The following is a 17407-nucleotide window of genomic DNA, read 5'->3' as shown; positions in this document are numbered from 1 at the left end:
CTTCAGGCGGCTAGTCGTCTTCCTCATCCTCGACCTTGTCGAAAAAGGAATAGCGCAAGGAATCGGCGTCGGCGTACCACTGGCCCGGTCCCTTGTTGGCGGCGAGCGTCGTCTCCCAGAGCGCGTCCGTGCAGTCCTTGCGGTGCATCGACAGCTCGAAGCCGTTGCCGAAGAACAGTTCGGACCATTCCCACCAGGTGCCGAGCTTCTTGACGCCGCGCAGAAGGTCGTAGCGGTCGATCAGTGCCGGCGGCATGTCCGAGGTGATCGAGCCGAACACGAGCCCGGTCTTGACCACACGGTTCAGCTCCCTGATCGCACGGACCACCTGCTTCGGGGAAACATGGCAGAGGCTGGTCTCGAACACGAAGTCGAACGCACCGTCCTTGAACGGCATGTCGGTGATCGAACCGAGCTTGTTGTACTTCCTCAGCGCCTTCGGCGTTCTGGCGTGAATGGTGCGGTTGTTCTCGATACCGAAGGCATCGATGCCGCGATCACGTAGCGCGCCGACAAGCTCGCCGCTGGCCGAGCCCGCGATCAAGAGCTTCGTGCCTTTGGCCTTGCCCCAGACGATGCCGATCAGTTTTGTGAGATAGTCGGGATCCGTGAAGTGTTGCCACACCTCGCTGTAGGGGCCCTGGCCGCGATAATTGTCAAAATAGGCACGATCGATCTTGTCCGAGAGCGGCTTGTCGTCCTGCGAACGCTCGCGGCGCAAGCGCATCATCTCGGTCAAGATGATGTCGGTCGCCGCGTCCGAGGAATCGAGCAGGCCGTTCAGCGTCGAGTCGAACAGATAGTCGCCGACCACCACGATTCCGGGATGTTCCTTCGGCTCGGGCCGGTGGTTGGTCATGACGTCGCGCACGGGCAAGCCGCCCGGAATCGCGTTCACCGAGGACAGCCAGCGGTGGATCTTGCCTTCCATGAAATGCGCGCGTGCATCGCCGAGCGATGCCGGAAGCGATTTCAGCGCGGCATCGATCAGCTCCCGGTCGGAGAGATTCGCAAAGGCCAGCGCATCGGAGCCCGGAATCAGCCAGTTCAGCACGCCGTGCTTGCCCACATCATGGCGGGCGCCCTCGTTATAGACGCAGCAACCGCCAAAGGCTTCCGACATGAACCAGGCGCCGGCGATCTTGTCGCCCCAGAACGGCGTGTCGAACAGGATCGAGACACGCAAATAGTGCGCAGGACGGTCGAAGTACGCGACGTGCTTGACCATCGACTTGCGGAGCTGTTCGCCTTCCCAGCCGACGGTCCCAAGCCAGGAATGCGGCAGACAGACCAGCACAAGGTCGAAGTCGCGCGTCTCCGGCCCCTTGCCGTTCATCATCTTGAGTTGATAGCGGCCGGTCGGCGCCTTGCCGACCGTGAGGATTCGGTGATTGAGCTGGATGTCGGCATTGACCTCCGACTGGAGGCACTCGATGAGCTGCTCGTTGCCGTTCTGGATGGAATAGAGGCCGATATAGCCGTCGACATCCATCAGGTAGTTCTTGAGCGCGTTGAGCCCGTTGGTGTTGTGGCTCTCGGTCGCGAGGTCCGAGCGCGCCATCACCTTGAAGAATCGCTTTGCGGTCTCGTCCTCGACCTCCTCGTCGAGCACCTGTTCGGCGGTCTTGTAGGCCCAGGGATTCTCGTTGTCGTGCGCGCCGACACCCTCGTAGTACTCGATCGGCGTCATCGCCTCGGCGCAGCGCTTACGGAACGCCTCGATTGCGGCTGCGGTCTTGGCACCGTATTTGCGGCGCATGCCCGCGACGTCGTTGAGGAGCTCACCGCCGAACTGCACCTGCTCGGCATCCATCGGAATGGTCTGCAGGCCGAAATGCTGGATCAACTCGCGCAACGGATCCGGCCCGGTCATCGAGTAGTCGTAGATCTCGGCAACGCCGGCCTCGTACATCGCGGGCGCGGAATCGAATTTGCGCGTGACGATCTTGCCGCCGAGCCGGTCGGATGCCTCGTAGATGGTGACGCGGCAGAGGTCGCCAAGCTTGCGCTTCAGATACCAAGCGCTCATCAGCCCGCCGGGGCCGCCGCCTACGATTGCGAGATCAAGCATGAGAATTCCGTGGTCTCCGGCCCGCCCCCTTCACGGGACCACCGGTCTAAGCTCTCCTAGCAGAAGCGCTTTTGCGCCTGAAGGAAAGATGAACAAAGGTTGATCCTGCACCGCAACAGGGAAACAAAGCAGCAAAAAGGCCGGCTTTCGCCGGCCTTTTCAGTGTCCTCGGTATTCCTACGGATGAACGATCATTCCGCAGGTGGCAGCGCCATCGGCTCCACTTCCGGCGCCGGCGGCACGACCGCCGCCTGCTTCTCGCGCTCGTCGAGGATCATCTTGTCGCGCTTCACAGCGACTTCGCGGATCTTCGCCATGGAGGCGCCGGTGCCTGCCGGAATCAGCCGGCCGACGATGACGTTCTCCTTGAGGCCTTCGAGCGGATCGACCTTGCCGTTGACCGCCGCTTCCGTGAGGACGCGGGTGGTCTCCTGGAACGAGGCCGCCGAGAAGAAGGAGCGGGTCTGAAGGCTCGCCTTGGTGATGCCGAGCAGAACCGGGGTCCCCGTGGCGATCTTCTTGCCCTCTTCCTTGGCCTTCGCGTTGATCTGGTCGAACTCGATCTTGTCGATCTGCTCGCCCGAGATCATGTCCGTGTCGCCCTGGTCGGTGACTTCCACCTTCTGGAGCATCTGACGGACGATCACCTCGATGTGCTTGTCGTTGATGAGCACGCCCTGGAGCCGATAGACCTCCTGGATCTCGTTGACCAGATAGGCCGCGAGTTCCTCGATGCCCTTGACCGCCAGAATGTCGTGCGGCGCCGGGTTGCCTTCCACGATGAAGTCGCCCTTTTCGACGACGTCGCCGTCCTGAAGGTGGATGTGCTTGCCCTTCGGGATCAGGTACTCGCGCGCCTCTTCGGTCTTGTCCATCGGCTCGATCGAGATACGACGCTTGTTCTTATAGTCGCGCCCAAACCGGATGGTGCCCGCGATTTCGGCGATGATCGCCGCATCCTTCGGACGCCGAGCCTCGAACAGTTCCGCCACCCGCGGCAGACCGCCGGTGATGTCGCGCGTCTTGGCGCTTTCGGTCGAGACACGGGCGAGAATGTCGCCCGCCTGGACCTTGGCGCCGACATCGACCGACAGAATGGCATCGACCGACAGCATGTAGCGGGCATCGCCGCCACGGGCGAGCTTGAGCACCTTGCCGTCCTTGCCCTTGATCACGATGGCGGGACGCAGGTCCCCGCCGCCGCGCATCGAGCGCCAGTCGATGACCACGCGCTTGGCAATACCGGTGGCCTCGTCGAGCGTTTCCGAGATCGACTGTCCCTCGACCAGATCCTCGAAGCCGATAGTACCTTCGACCTCGGTGAGGAGCGGACGGGTGTAGGGATCCCATTCCACGATACGCTGGCCACGCTTGACCATGTCGCCCTCGTCGACGTGCAGGCGCGAACCGTACTGAATACGGTGCGTCGCACGCTCGGTGCCGTCGGCATCGACGATCGCGATCACCATGTTGCGAACCATCGCGACCAGGTGGCCTTCGCTATTGCGGGCGATGGCCTTGTTCCTGATCACGATCTTGCCGTCGAAGTTTGATTCGACGAAAGATTGCTCGTTCAGCTGCGCCGCACCGCCGATGTGGAAGGTGCGCATGGTGAGCTGGGTGCCCGGCTCGCCGATCGACTGGGCCGCGATGACCCCGACCGCTTCGCCGTGGTTGACCGGCGTGCCGCGAGCGAGATCGCGGCCGTAGCACTTGCCGCAGATGCCGTTGACGAGCTCGCAGGTCAGCGCCGAGCGGATCTTTACCTCCTGGACGCCGCCCTGATGGATGGCATCCAGATGGCTCTCTTCCATCAGCGTACCGCGTTTGAAGATCACCTTGCCCGTGCTGTCACGCACGTCTTCGCAGGCCGTGCGTCCGAGGATGCGCGAGCCGAGCGAAGCGACCACGGTGCCGGCATCGACGATGGCGCGCATCTTGATGCCGAGCTTGGTGCCGCAATCGTCCTGCGTGATGATGCAATCCTGCGCGACGTCGACGAGACGACGGGTCAGATAGCCGGAGTTCGCAGTCTTCAACGCGGTGTCCGCGAGGCCCTTGCGGGCGCCGTGGGTCGAGTTGAAGTACTCGAGCACCGAGAGGCCTTCCTTGAAGTTCGAGATGATCGGCGTCTCGATGATCTCGCCCGACGGCTTGGCCATCAGGCCGCGCATGCCGGCGAGCTGGCGCATCTGGGCCGGCGAACCGCGGGCACCGGAGTGAGCCATCATGTAGATCGAGTTGATGTCGGCATCCGCCCCACTTGCCGTCTTCTTGGTCGAGGAGATCTCCTTCATCATCGCCTTGGCGATTTCTTCCGTTGCCTTCGACCAGGCGTCGACGACCTTGTTGTACTTCTCGCCATGGGTGATCAGACCGTCGTTGTACTGCTGCTCGAAATCCTTCGCCAGCGTACGGGTAGCGTCGACGATCTTCCACTTGGAGTGCGGCACGACCATGTCGTCCTTGCCGAACGAGATGCCGGCCTTGAACGCGTTGTAGAAGCCGAGCGCCATGATGCGGTCGCAGAAGATCACCGTCTCCTTCTGGCCGCAGTGGCGGTAGACCTGGTCGATGACGCCGGAGATCTCGCGCTTGGTCATCAGCTTGTTGATGATCTCGTACGGAACGCGCGGGTTCTTCGGCAGCAAATTGCCCAGCATGACGCGGCCGGCGGTGGTCTCGATCCAGCGCCTGGAGATCTTGCCGGTCTCGTCGATGCCTTCCCACCGGTACTTGATCTTGGTGTGGAGGTGGATGACCTTCGCGTGCAACGCGTGCTCGAGCTCCGCCATCTCGCCGAAGATCTTGCCCTCGCCGGGCAGGCCTTCGCGCATGATGGAGACGTAGTAGAGACCGAGCACGATGTCCTGCGACGGCACGATGATCGGCTGGCCGTTCGCCGGATGCAGGATGTTGTTGGTCGACATCATCAGGACGCGCGCTTCCAGCTGCGCTTCCAGCGACAGCGGAACGTGCACGGCCATCTGGTCGCCGTCGAAGTCGGCGTTGAACGCGGCGCAGACCAGCGGGTGGAGTTGGATCGCCTTGCCCTCGATCAGCACGGGCTCGAACGCCTGGATGCCGAGGCGATGCAGCGTCGGTGCGCGGTTGAGCAGCACGGGATGCTCGCGGATGACCTCGTCCAGGATGTCCCAGACCTCGGGCCGCTCCTTCTCAACCAGCTTCTTGGCCTGCTTCACGGTGGTTGACAGGCCCTTGGCGTCAAGCCGCGAGTAGATGAACGGCTTGAACAGTTCGAGGGCCATCTTCTTCGGCAGACCGCACTGATGCAGGCGCAGCTCGGGACCGACCACGATCACCGAACGGCCCGAATAGTCGACGCGCTTGCCGAGCAGGTTCTGACGGAACCGGCCCTGCTTGCCCTTGAGCATGTCGGCGAGCGACTTCAGCGGACGCTTGTTGGCACCGGTGATGACGCGGCCGCGGCGGCCGTTGTCGAACAGCGCGTCGACGGCCTCCTGAAGCATGCGCTTCTCGTTGCGGATGATGATGTCCGGCGCGCGCAACTCCATCAGCCGCTTCAGGCGGTTGTTGCGGTTGATGACGCGGCGGTAGAGATCGTTGAGGTCCGAGGTCGCGAAGCGGCCGCCATCCAGCGGCACCAGCGGACGCAGGTCCGGCGGAATCACCGGAACCACCGTCATGATCATCCATTCCGGCTTGTTGCCGGAGTGGCGGAACGCTTCCACGATCTTCAGGCGCTTGGCGAGCTTCTTGTGCTTGATGTCGGAGTCGGTCTCCTGCATCTCCGCACGCAAGGTCAGCTCGAGCTTCTCGAGGTCCATGCCCTTGAGCAGCTCGCGGATCGCTTCCGCGCCGATCATGGCGGTGAAGGAATCCTGGCCGTATTCGTCCTGCGCCTTCAGATACTCGTCTTCCGACAAGAGCTGACGGTCCTTCAGCGCGGTGAGGCCCGGCTCGAGCACAACGTAATATTCGAAGTAGAGGATCCGCTCGAGATCCTTCAGCGTCATGTCGAGCAGGAGGCCGATGCGCGAGGGCAGCGACTTCAGGAACCAGATGTGCGCGACGGGGGCCGCGAGCTCGATATGGCCCATGCGCTCGCGCCGGACGCGCGACAGCGTGACCTCGACCGAGCACTTCTCGCAGATGATGCCCTTGTACTTCATGCGCTTGTACTTGCCGCACAAGCACTCGTAGTCCTTGATCGGCCCGAAGATGCGGGCGCAGAACAGGCCATCGCGCTCGGGCTTGAAGGTACGGTAGTTGATGGTTTCCGGCTTCTTGATCTCGCCGTACGACCAGGACAGAATCTTCTCGGGGCTCGCGATCGAGATCCGGATCTGGTCGAAGACCTGAGCCGGCGTCGTCGGATTAAAGAGATTCATAATTTCTTGGTTCATCGTCTTCTCCTCGCGTGCCGGTCGCCTCCGGCAGCAAATTCGAAAATCACTATGCGGGGCGCCCTGCCCTCGATTCGAGGACTGGGCGCCGATGCCCGGCCATTCAGGCCGGGCATGAGGGTCGTATTACTCGGCCGCTTCCGCCGTCCCCGGTCCGACCTTGGAATTGTGCAAGTCGACGTTGAGGCCGAGCGAGCGCATTTCCTTGACCAGCACGTTGAACGATTCCGGAATACCGGCCTCGAAGGTGTCGTCGCCACGCACGATCGCCTCGTACACCTTGGTACGGCCGGCGACGTCGTCCGACTTCACGGTCAGCATCTCCTGGAGCGTGTACGCCGCGCCGTAAGCCTCGAGCGCCCACACTTCCATTTCGCCGAAGCGCTGACCGCCGAACTGCGCCTTGCCGCCCAGCGGCTGCTGGGTAACGAGCGAGTACGGACCGATCGAACGCGCGTGGATCTTGTCGTCGACGAGATGGTGCAGCTTGAGCATGTAGATGTAGCCCACCGTCACCTTGCGGTCGAAGGCGTCGCCGGTGCGGCCGTCATAGACGGTCGACTGGCCCGAAGCGTCCAGACCGGCAAGCTTCAGCATCTCCTCGATGTCGGCTTCCTTGGCGCCGTCGAACACCGGCGTCGCGATCGGAACGCCGCGGCTCAGATTGTGGCCGAGCTCGATCAACTCGTTGTCGTTGAGCGACTTGATCGTCTCGTCCTCGCCGTAGACCTTCTTCAAGGTTTCCTTCAGCGGCCGGATGTCCTGCTTCGACAAATAGGCATCGACCGTCTGGCCGATACGCTTGCCGAGGCCGGCACAGGCCCAGCCGAGATGGGTCTCTAGGATCTGTCCGACGTTCATGCGCGATGGCACGCCGAGCGGATTGAGCACGATGTCGGCATGCGTACCGTCTTCGAGGAACGGCATGTCCTCGATCGGCACGATCTTCGACACCACGCCCTTGTTGCCGTGGCGGCCGGCCATCTTGTCGCCGGGCTGGATCTTGCGCTTCACCGCGACGAAGACCTTGACCATCTTCATCACGCCGGGCGGCAATTCGTCACCGCGCTGAAGCTTTTCGACCTTGTCGAGGAAGCGCTGTTCCAGCCCCTTCTTCGACTCGTCGTACTGCTTCCGCATGGCCTCGATCTCGGCCATCAGCTTGTCGTTCGGCGAAGCGAACAGCCACCACTGCGACTTCGGGTACTCCTCGAGCACCGCACGGGTGATCTTGGTGTCCTTCTTGAAGCCCTTCGGACCGGCGATGCCCTGCCGTCCTTCGAGCAGCTCGGCAAGACGGTTGTAGACGTTGCGGTCCAGGATCGCCTGCTCGTCGTCGCGGTCCTTGGCCAGACGCTCGATCTCTTCCCGCTCGATCGCCAGCGCACGCTCGTCCTTGTCGACGCCGTGCCGGTTGAACACGCGCACTTCGACGATGGTGCCCTGCACGCCCGGAGGAACGCGCAGCGAGGTGTCGCGGACGTCGGAAGCCTTCTCGCCGAAGATGGCGCGCAGGAGCTTTTCTTCCGGCGTCATCGGGCTTTCGCCCTTCGGCGTGATCTTGCCGACCAGGATGTCACCGGCGCGTACTTCCGCGCCGATGTACACGATGCCGGCTTCGTCGAGGTTCTTCAGCGCTTCTTCCGAGACGTTCGGAATGTCGCGGGTGATTTCCTCGGGTCCGAGCTTGGTGTCGCGGGCCATTACCTCGAATTCTTCGATATGAATTGAGGTAAACACGTCTTCCTTCACGATCCGCTCGGAGAGCAGGATCGAGTCTTCGAAGTTGTAGCCGTTCCACGGCATGAACGCGACGAGCACGTTCCGGCCGAGCGCGAGCTCGCCGAGATCGGTCGACGGACCGTCGGCGATGATGTCGCCCTTCTTGACAATGTCGCCGACCTTCACCAGCGGACGCTGGTTGATGCAGGTCGACTGGTTGGAGCGCTGGTACTTCATCAGCCGGTAGATATCGACGCCCGACTTGGTCGGATCGAGATCTTCCGTGGCGCGGATCACGACGCGGGTGGCGTCGATCTGGTCGATCACGCCCGAACGGCGCGCCGCGATCGCAGCACCCGAGTCACGCGCAACCACGCCTTCCATGCCGGTGCCGACGAACGGCGCTTCGGCGCGAACCAGCGGCACCGCCTGGCGCTGCATGTTCGAGCCCATCAGCGCGCGGTTGGCGTCGTCGTTCTCGAGGAACGGGATCAGCGCGGCCGCGACCGAAACGAGCTGCTTCGGCGACACGTCCATGTAGTCGACCTTGTCCGGGGTGACCGGCAAGACTTCGCCGGCGTGACGGCAGACCACGAGATCTTCGGTGAAGCGGCCCTTCGGATCGAGCGGCACGTTGGCCTGCGCGACCGTGTAGCGGCCCTCTTCCATCGCCGAGAGGTACACGACCTCGTCGGTGACGCGGCCGTCCTTGACCTTGCGGTAAGGCGTCTCGACGAAGCCGTACTTGTTCACGCGCGCGAAGGTCGCGAGCGAGTTGATCAGGCCGATGTTCGGACCTTCCGGCGTCTCGATCGGGCAGATGCGGCCGTAATGCGTCGGATGCACGTCGCGGACCTCGAAGCCGGCGCGCTCGCGGGTCAGACCGCCCGGTCCAAGTGCCGACAGGCGGCGCTTGTGGGTGATCTCCGACAGCGGGTTGGTCTGGTCCATGAACTGCGAGAGCTGCGAGGAGCCGAAGAACTCGCGCACGGCGGCGGCCGCCGGCTTGGCGTTGATCAGGTCCTGCGGCATGACCGTGTCGATGTCGACCGAAGACATGCGCTCCTTGATCGCGCGCTCCATGCGGAGCAAGCCGATGCGGTACTGGTTCTCCATGAGCTCGCCGACCGAACGCACACGGCGGTTGCCGAGATGGTCGATGTCGTCGATCTCGCCCTTGCCGTCGCGCAAATCCACCAGCGTCTTGATGACGGAGAGGATGTCTTCCTTGCGGAGCGTGCGTTGGGTGTCGGGCGCATCGAGGTCGAGGCGCATGTTCATCTTGACGCGACCGACCGCCGAGAGGTCGTAGCGCTCGGCGTCGAAGAACAGTGACTGGAACATTGCCTGCGCCGAATCCAGCGTCGGCGGCTCGCCGGGACGCATCACGCGGTAGATGTCGAACAGCGCGTCCTCGCGCGTCATGTTCTTGTCGGCCGCGAGGGTGTTGCGGATGTAGGCGCCGACATTGACGTGGTCGATGTCGAGCAGCGGCAGCTCCTTGTAGCCGTGCTCGTTGAGAACCTTGATCGACTTGTCGGTGATCTCTTCACCGGCTTCCGCGTGGATCTCGCCGGTCTTGGGATTGACGAGGTCCTCGGCGATGTAGTTGCCGACGAGCTCAGCATCCGAGAGGCGCAGCGCCTTCAGCCCCTTCTCCTGCATCTGACGCGCACCGCGCACGGTGAGCTTCTTGCCGGCTTCGAGCACGACCTTGCCGGTATCGGCGTCGATCAGGTCGTTGATGGTCGAGTAGCCGCGGAAACGATTGGCGTCGAACGGAACGCGCCAGCCTTCCTTGATCCGCTTGTACTGGATCTTCTTGTAGAAGGTGCTGAGGATCGCCTCGCCGTCGAGACCAAGCGCGAACATCAGCGACGTCACCGGAAGCTTGCGGCGACGGTCGATACGCGCATAGACGATGTCCTTGGCGTCGAACTCGATGTCGAGCCAGGAGCCGCGATATGGGATCACGCGAGCGGCGAACAGCAGCTTGCCCGACGAATGGGTCTTGCCCTTGTCGTGGTCGAAGAACACGCCCGGCGAACGGTGCATCTGCGAGACGATGACGCGCTCGGTGCCGTTGACGATGAAGGTGCCGTTCATCGTCATGAGCGGGATGTCGCCCATGTAGACGTCCTGCTCCTTGATGTCCTTGACCGACTTCGCGCCGGTTTCCTCGTCGATATCGAACACGATGAGGCGTAGCGTCACCTTGAGGGGGGCCGCGAAGGTCATGCCGCGCTGGCGGCACTCGTCGACGTCGTATTTCGGCGGCTCGAACTCGTAGCGGACGAATTCCAGCATCGAGGTGCCCGAGAAGTCGGAGATCGGGAACACCGAGCGGAACACCGCCTGCAAGCCCTCGTCCGATCGACCGCCCTGGGGCTCGTCGACCATCAGGAACTGGTCATAGGACGCCTTCTGAACCTCGATGAGGTTCGGCATCTCGGCGACTTCCTTGATGTGTCCGAAGAACTTGCGAACGCGTTTGCGACCGGTGAATGTCTGCTGCGCCATCGTGGCCTCTCATTTTCGTCGCCCGATTTGGGCGCGCCCTCCGGAACGCGGCGACCGCCGCTCCCCGGGTTGAATTTTTCGAACCCGTCTTGGGGGCCGGAGACTCAGTTTCAGGCAGGAATGTCCTGAATCTGTTCTTCAGACCTTCAAAACGCAAAACGACGCGCGGGGCGCAGGAGCGCGCCCGCCCGTCACAACCAACCTCTTCACGGACTGCAAAAGCCCGAAATAGCTTGCTCTCCCAACGGCTTACAGGGAATGCGGCATCCCTGCCCACCGCGCTTTCGTGCTGCCGACCCGATATGGGGCGACATTAGTGCAGATTCGAGGGACAAACCCTCAAATCCCCACACTTTTTCGTGTTCGGCCTGCGTCGGGTCGTTCCGTCGCACGCCTTTTGCATCTGGCCCGCCGTTTCGGAGAGCGGACCGAGATCCCGGTTGCGATGATGCTGACCGGGATCTCGTGCCAGTAAGCGCTGCTTACTTGAGCTCGACCTTCGCGCCAGCCTTCTCGAGCTGGGCCTTGAGCTTCTCGGCTTCGTCCTTGTTCACGCCTTCCTTGACAGGCTTCGGCGCGCCCTCGACGAGGTCCTTTGCTTCCTTCAGGCCCAGGCCGGTGATGGCGCGGACTTCCTTGATGACCTCGATCTTCTTGTCGCCGGCGGCGGCAAGAACGACCGTGAACTCGGTCTTCTCTTCGGCCGGAGCGGCGGCGGCGCCACCACCAGCCGGGCCAGCCACGGCGACAGCCGCGGCAGCCGAAACGCCCCACTTCTCTTCGAGGAGCTTCGCGAGTTCGGCAGCTTCGAGCACGGTGAGGCTCGAGAGGTCGTCGACGATCTTCTGCAGGTCAGCCATTGTTCAGTTTCCTTGAATGTAAGTCTGGTTCGGGTTTGAGTTTTGCGAAGGGCGTCAGGCCGCTTCGCCCTTTGAGGCATAAGCCTGGATGACGCGCGCGAGCTTGCCCGCGGGCGCGTTGGCGAGCTGAGCGATCTTGGTCGCCGGGGCCACAAGCAGGCCGACGATCTTGGCGCGCAGTTCGTCAAGCGACGGCAGCGAGGCAAGTGCCTTCACGCCGTCGACATTCAGGACGGTCGTTCCCATCGAGCCGCCAATGATGACGAACTTTTCGTTCGCCTTGGCGAATTCGACGGCGACCTTTGGCGCCGCTACCGGATCGTCCGAAGTGGCGATCACGGTCGGTCCCTTCAGCATGGGGCCGATGGCAACGACGTCAGTGCCTTCAAGAGCAATTTTGGCGAGACGGTTCTTCGAGACCTTCACCGAGGCGCCAGCCTGCTTCATCTGCGAGCGCAGCTTCTGCATCTGGGCAACGGTCAGGCCGGAATATTGGGCAACGACCGCGACGCTCGTGGTCTTGAAGACCCCATTGAGCTGTTCGACCGCTTCCTTTTTTGCCGCTCGTTCCACAGCAAGCTCTTTCCGGTTGGCGGTCATCGCGAAAGCGGGACCGCCGGGTTGCACCCATCGTCCCGCCCAAACCTGAACCTCAGGGCCAAACCCATCGGACACGCCGGGCAAGACGACAATTCAAAGCCTGCCCTCCGAGAGCCCATTAGAGCCCACGGCGTGTCGAGGTCCGAACCAAACCCATTCCGCAACCGACCCTAAGGTGGCCACGAAGTGAAATCCGGTCTTCACCCGTCTATGCAGGCCATGCGATTAAGCCGTTGAGAAATCGGAATTCCCCGCGGGCGCCTGCAGTCTTGGACAGGACAAGGTCAGCCGGCGAACCGCCCGACCTCTGCCCGCACCCCACACCCGACGGTTTTCCCTCCCTTTCCAGCAAATCCTCACGGACGCCCTGAAAAGGAATGATCTCCATCGCTTGTTTTCGGAATGCGTGCACGAACGCGCCAGCCGAGGCCGGCACGTCCGGAAGCGGTTCTTTAACCGCTCGGGGCCTGCTTGCCAAGAGCAAAATTCACACCAGTTCCAATCCGTTGCCGCTCGCGCTTAACCATGGCCGAAAAGGGCCGGTTTCCGCTCATTTGACCGCGTAAGGCAACTTCTTGCCCTCGAAAAACGCGGTCAGGTTCGCCAGCACGCAGTTCTGCATGGCGACGTGCGATTCCAGGGTGTGGCCGCCAATATGGGGGGAGAACACGACGTTGGGCAGTGCCGTCAGCGCGTCAGGAGCGTGCGGTTCCTTGTCATAGACATCGAGACCGGCTCCGGCGATGGTCTTCTCGGTAAGCGCCAGCACCAGGGCTTTCTCATCGATCACCGAGCCGCGGGAGATGTTGACGACATAGCCGTCCGCCCCGAGGCGCCTGAGGATATCGGCGCTGACGGCATGCTGGGTCTCGGCTCCTGCCCGGACCGCGATCATCAGCACGCTGCACCAGTCGGCCAGCGCCTCCAAGGTCGGGAAATATTGATAGGGCAGATCGTACCTGCTGCGGCTGAAATAGCCGATCTCGCTCTCGAAGGACGCGCAGCGCGCTGCGATCTTGCGGCCGATCTCGCCCATGCCGTAGACGCCGATGCGGCGGCCCGGCATCCCGGCCTGCGGGCGCATCATCGGCGAGGGCTTTGACGCGGCCCAATCGCCGCTTCGGACGTACTGGTCGGCCACCAGGATTCGCCGCGTCGCCGCGAGCATCAGGGTCATCGCGATGTCGGCGACGGAGGCCGCATTGGCACCCGGGCTATGTCCGACCGCAATATTGCGGGCAGCAGCGGCCTTCAGGTCAACACCGTCATAGCCGGTGCCGTAGCAGACGATGGCACCGAGCTTGGGAAACAGGTCCATCGCCTCCGCGCCCAGCGGCGTGCCGCCGGCGGTGAGCACTGCACGGATATCGCCGAGCGCGTCGGCCGAAAACATCTCCCGCGCCGGCTTGCCGCCGGTGTCGAGCAGCTCGAACCGCTCGGCGAAGCGCGCCATCATCGTCTTGGGAAAGCGCGAGTAGATCAGGACCTTGTCAGTCATTGTTCTTGTTTCCGGTGAACGCCGTCACAAACGACGAGGGGCGGAATCGGTTGCCCAATTCCGCCCCTCGCCTCATGTCATTTGCAAACCTTAGCCGAGAATGGTGCCCGGCTCGACCTTCACGCCGGGGCCCATCGACGAGGACACCGCAACGCGCTGGATGTAGGTGCCCTTGGAACCGGCCGGCTTGGCCTTGGAGACAGCGTCAGCCAAGGCCTTGATGTTTTCGACCAGTTTTTCCTCGGTGAACGAGGCCTTGCCGACGCCAGCCTGCAGGATGCCGGCCTTCTCGACGCGGAACTCGACCGAGCCGCCCTTGGCGCCCTTCACGGCGCCGGTGACGTCCATGGTCACGGTGCCGATCTTCGGGTTCGGCATCAGGCCGCGCGGGCCCAGCACCTTACCGAGACGACCGACCAGCGGCATCATGTCGGGGGTCGCAATACAACGATCGAAATCGATCGTGCCGTTCTGCACCTTCTCGACCAGGTCCTCGGCGCCGACGACATCGGCTCCGGCAGCCTTGGCCTCGTCGGCCTTGGCGCCGCGGGCGAACACGCCGACGCGGAGCGTACGGCCGGTGCCGTTCGGCAGGGTCACAACGCCGCGGACCATCTGGTCGGCGTGACGCGGATCGACGCCGAGATTGATCGCGACCTCGATGGTCTCGTCGAACTTCGCTTTCGCGCGTTCCTTGACCATCTTGATGGCGTCTGCGAGCGGGTAAAGCTTTTCGCGATCAATACCTTCGCGGGCTTTGTTCAAACGTTTTCCGATTGCCATGACCGCTTACCCTGCCACTTCCAGACCCATCGAGCGGGCAGAGCCCTCGACCATCTTCATGGCCGCTTCGATGGAATCGCAATTGAGATCCTTCATCTTCTTCTCGGCGATCTCGCGCACCTGGGCCTTGGTCACCGCACCCGCCTTGTCACGGCCCGGCGCCTTGGAGCCGGACTGGATCTTGGCAGCCTGCTTGAGGAAGAAGGACATCGGCGGCGTCTTCATCTCGAACGTGAACGAACGATCGGCGTAGATCGTAATCACGACGGGAATCGGGGTGTTTTTCTCTTCCTTCTGGGTCTGGGCGTTGAACGCCTTGCAGAACTCCATGATGTTGAGACCGCGCTGACCGAGCGCGGGACCGATCGGGGGCGAAGGATTCGCCGCACCGGCCGGGACCTGAAGCTTCAGGTATCCGGTCACTTTCTTTGCCATGTATCACTCCTGTTGGGCCGGCCTGGGCCGGCGGTTTCAGGTTCGTGGTCTGGGTCGGATGCGGCTGGCAACCGCCCTCTCCCTCCCACGGCCTCTTGTTGCGCGAGACCGAAGCCTCACGCCTACCCGATCAGACCTTCTCGACCTGACCGAATTCCAGTTCGACCGGCGTGGCGCGGCCGAAGATCGACACCGCGACCTTCACGCGCGAGCGCGCCTCGTCGATTTCCTCGACCACACCCGAGAACGAGGCAAACGGGCCGTCGGCCACGCGCACGTTCTCGCCGATTTCGAACGACACCGACGCCTTCGGCCGCTCCACGCCCTCCTGCACCTGGTGCAGAATGCGCATGGCCTCGGCTTCCGAGATCGGCATCGGCTTGTTTTCCGCGCCGAGGAAGCCGGTCACCTTCGGCGTGTTCTTGATCAGATGAAACGCCTCGTCGGTCAGCTTCATCTTCACCAGCACGTAGCCCGGGAAGAACTTGCGCTCGGCGTCGATCTTGCGGCCGCGGCGCACTTCCGTGACCTTTTCGGTCGGGACCAACACCAGCTCGAACAGTTCCTCGAGCCCGCGCTGCTTGGCCTGCTCGCGGATCGATTCGGCGACCTTCTTCTCGAAGTTCGAATAGGCGTGGACGATGTACCAGCGCTTGTCAGACAATTGAGCCGTTGCTGTTGCCATCAGTGAATGCCCAGAAGGAAGGTGATGAGGACGCGGATGATCTGGTCGGCGGCGAAGAAGAAGATCGAGGCCACGGCGACCATCACGAACACCATGATGGTGGTGATCGTGGTCTCGCGGCGGGTCGGCCAGGTGACCTTGGCGGTCTCCGAGCGGACTTCCTGCAAGAACTTGAACGGGCTGACTGCCATCGTTTGATGTCCAACGTCCGTCGACAGACGCGAATGAATTTCAGGGATCCGAACAGCCGCCGTTGGCCCAGCCCTCTGTCTCGAAGGATGAGCCGGAAACCGGACTCGATTGTTCGGGGATTTCAAAGCCGCGCCGGAGATCCGCGTCTAACGGGCCGGCTGCGAGTGCGCGGTATCTACTGCGGATGGGGCCAAAGGTCAAGATAGCGAGGGCCGGCGTGGGCAAAACGGCCTCCACGGGCGACGGACCAGAGATCAGGCCGATCAAGGGTTTATCTGCCGCCTGCAATGCGCCGTCCCAAGGTCGCAGCCCAACGCGTTCGAGCTGGGCGCGCTGACCATCGAATTGCCCCCGCCTTTGCCGAGCAGGAGGCAGAGGTCGTTCTCCATCAGCAAGGACAACCCACTGAATTGTCGCGCGGCAAGAGTTGGGCGTTTCGGCGTCAGGCCGAGGCATTCGTCGCCGATATCGTGGAGCAGAGGACGCCGTGGCTTCCGGCGCAGATTCCGTGGCCGAGATCGCCCTTGCAGAGGCGATCTGGAAACGGCAGGTCAGCGGCTAGGATTCACGCCGTCCGGCAGCAATATCCGGCCGATGGCTGATCGCCCACGTTCTAGCTAAGTGTTTGATTTCACTGGCAGGAGTGGCAGGGCTCGAACCTGCGACCCCCGGTTTTGGAGTACGGGTCGGTTTTTGCCGTCCCGTACCTGCCGATACCGCCCAGTCGTTATATCAAGACGTTATCCCCAAGTGTTAGTCGACCCCGTCGGGATAGTACTGGCCAGACCCGGCCGGTTTGGGTCCTCAATTGGGTCCAAAGGTGTCGCGAGCCCTGCTCTTGTCTTTCACAAGGTGCAAGACAAATCGCGATGGGGCGGGCTCGTGACCCCGAGGCATTTTGAGAAAGCCTACGTCATCACTGCACCGATCCAAGGATCGGTAGTTTTGTTCGATGATGTTGCACCAGCGGCGGGCACCCAATTGGCGCCTAAACGTCCAAGTTGCCAGCTCGATAAGCGTCCCGGAGAGAGATGAACCGAAAGCCTAGTTGCCTCCAGCGAGGACCAACAGCTTAATCATCCGATGCGTCTGAGTTTGTGCAGCGATTAGCGCGTTGTCACCGCAATAGTCATGCATGAGAACGATACCCCGTCGTGCGCGTGCGTGGCGATTAGTGGCTTCTTCCAGTGCATCTGGGTCGTGAGCACTCTTCGCGACGCTCCAGAAGGAATAATCCTCGCCGCTGAAATCCCGCGAGATGGGTCCGGCATACAAGTCGCCCAGCCGCTCGCCCTTAGACGTACGTATATCGTTTAGCTCTGGCATCGTCGGCCAAAAGCCGTATGGCGGTCGGAAAAAGAGTGGCTTTTCGAGGCTCGTAGCGAAATGCCTAAGAGCACGGTGGCGATCTCTGAGCCGGCCGGAAAAGGCGGCGATGTCAGGCACGGATGATGTCCGTGTGATTGCCGATCTCGTGGCCGTCATCGATGAGCTGCTGAACTGTGCCGCGGTTTGCCGAAACGAATTTGCCGATCAGAAAGAACGTGGCGGCTACACCGTCGTCACCAAGGCGACTAAGGAGTTCATCGACGCCTCCGGCCGCCGCAAGGTCAAGGGCAACATGGACATCGAGCTCGCCGTGAACGCCATGGA

The 17407-nt window shown here is 62.4% G+C and carries 10 protein-coding genes and 2 pseudogenes; 1 reads left to right on the top strand and 11 read right to left on the bottom strand.

Features of this window, described 5'->3' with window-relative positions; genetic code table 11:
- Positions 1 to 10: 10 nt before the first annotated feature.
- The 11 genes and pseudogenes from AC0L3B_RS29645 to AC0L3B_RS29595 form a co-directional block, all read right to left on the bottom strand.
- Positions 11 to 2071 (bottom strand): FAD-dependent oxidoreductase, encoded by a 2061-nt coding sequence (locus AC0L3B_RS29645; RefSeq protein WP_473381496.1) that lies wholly within the window; start codon positions 2069 to 2071, stop codon positions 11 to 13.
- A gap of 191 nt (positions 2072 to 2262) precedes the next feature.
- Entirely contained in the window at positions 2263 to 6459 is a 4197-nt protein-coding gene (gene rpoC, locus AC0L3B_RS29640; RefSeq protein ID WP_026233179.1) for a DNA-directed RNA polymerase subunit beta', read from the bottom strand.
- 126 nt (positions 6460 to 6585) lie between these two features.
- Positions 6586 to 10701 carry a DNA-directed RNA polymerase subunit beta gene (gene rpoB / locus AC0L3B_RS29635; protein WP_018456447.1) on the bottom strand — a complete coding sequence of 1372 codons (4116 nt, stop codon included), beginning with the start codon at positions 10699 to 10701 and terminating at the stop codon, positions 6586 to 6588.
- Positions 10702 to 11183: 482 nt separating this feature from the next.
- Positions 11184 to 11561 (bottom strand): 50S ribosomal protein L7/L12, encoded by a 378-nt coding sequence (rplL, locus tag AC0L3B_RS29630; protein WP_007602994.1) that lies wholly within the window; start codon positions 11559 to 11561, stop codon positions 11184 to 11186.
- A 54-nt stretch (positions 11562 to 11615) separates the two neighbouring features.
- Positions 11616 to 12134 (bottom strand): 50S ribosomal protein L10, encoded by a 519-nt coding sequence (rplJ, locus tag AC0L3B_RS29625; protein ID WP_027567495.1) that lies wholly within the window; start codon positions 12132 to 12134, stop codon positions 11616 to 11618.
- Positions 12135 to 12711: 577 nt separating this feature from the next.
- Positions 12712 to 13659, bottom strand: coding sequence for a 2-hydroxyacid dehydrogenase (locus AC0L3B_RS29620; RefSeq protein ID WP_085351281.1), 948 nt, complete (start codon positions 13657 to 13659; stop codon positions 12712 to 12714).
- A 90-nt stretch (positions 13660 to 13749) separates the two neighbouring features.
- A complete protein-coding gene (gene rplA / locus AC0L3B_RS29615) occupies positions 13750 to 14442 on the bottom strand; it encodes a 50S ribosomal protein L1 (protein ID WP_007602988.1) in 693 nt (230 codons plus the stop codon).
- Between the two features lie 6 nt (positions 14443 to 14448).
- Complete coding sequence (rplK, locus tag AC0L3B_RS29610; protein ID WP_018456444.1) at positions 14449 to 14877, bottom strand: 50S ribosomal protein L11; 429 nt, start codon at positions 14875 to 14877, stop codon at positions 14449 to 14451.
- Between the two features lie 130 nt (positions 14878 to 15007).
- Positions 15008 to 15562: a transcription termination/antitermination protein NusG gene (gene nusG, locus AC0L3B_RS29605; protein ID WP_007602985.1), complete on the bottom strand. Its 555-nt coding sequence runs from the start codon at positions 15560 to 15562 to the stop codon at positions 15008 to 15010.
- Complete coding sequence (gene secE / locus AC0L3B_RS29600) at positions 15562 to 15753, bottom strand: preprotein translocase subunit SecE (RefSeq protein WP_007602984.1); 192 nt, start codon at positions 15751 to 15753, stop codon at positions 15562 to 15564. Before secE ends, nusG begins: the two co-directional genes overlap by 1 nt.
- Before the next feature lie 1439 nt (positions 15754 to 17192).
- A pseudogene (locus AC0L3B_RS29595) lies at positions 17193 to 17297 on the bottom strand (polysaccharide deacetylase family protein); the annotation flags it as partial.
- A 3-nt stretch (positions 17298 to 17300) separates the two neighbouring features.
- Here AC0L3B_RS29595 and AC0L3B_RS29590 point away from each other — a divergent pair.
- Positions 17301 to 17407 (top strand): annotated as a pseudogene (locus tag AC0L3B_RS29590) (LabA-like NYN domain-containing protein); the annotation flags it as partial.

Source organism: Bradyrhizobium sp. Kon56, from assembly GCF_055807635.1.
This window is presented reverse-complemented; position numbering and strand designations above follow the sequence as displayed.

Bases quoted from the DNA above. Each gene is read 5' to 3' on its own strand.
- rplA (WP_007602988.1), bottom strand. From the start codon at position 14,442: ATGGCAATCGGAAAACGTTTGAACAAAGCCCGCGAAGGTATTGATCGC.
- rpoB (WP_018456447.1), bottom strand. From the start codon at position 10,701: ATGGCGCAGCAGACATTCACCGGTCGCAAACGCGTTCGCAAGTTCTTC.
- nusG (WP_007602985.1), bottom strand. From the start codon at position 15,562: ATGGCAACAGCAACGGCTCAATTGTCTGACAAGCGCTGGTACATCGTC.
- AC0L3B_RS29620 (WP_085351281.1), bottom strand. From the start codon at position 13,659: ATGACTGACAAGGTCCTGATCTACTCGCGCTTTCCCAAGACGATGATG.
- rplL (WP_007602994.1), bottom strand. From the start codon at position 11,561: ATGGCTGACCTGCAGAAGATCGTCGACGACCTCTCGAGCCTCACCGTG.
- secE (WP_007602984.1), bottom strand. From the start codon at position 15,753: ATGGCAGTCAGCCCGTTCAAGTTCTTGCAGGAAGTCCGCTCGGAGACC.
- rpoC (WP_026233179.1), bottom strand. From the start codon at position 6,459: ATGAACCAAGAAATTATGAATCTCTTTAATCCGACGACGCCGGCTCAG.
- AC0L3B_RS29645 (WP_473381496.1), bottom strand. From the start codon at position 2,071: ATGCTTGATCTCGCAATCGTAGGCGGCGGCCCCGGCGGGCTGATGAGC.
- rplK (WP_018456444.1), bottom strand. From the start codon at position 14,877: ATGGCAAAGAAAGTGACCGGATACCTGAAGCTTCAGGTCCCGGCCGGT.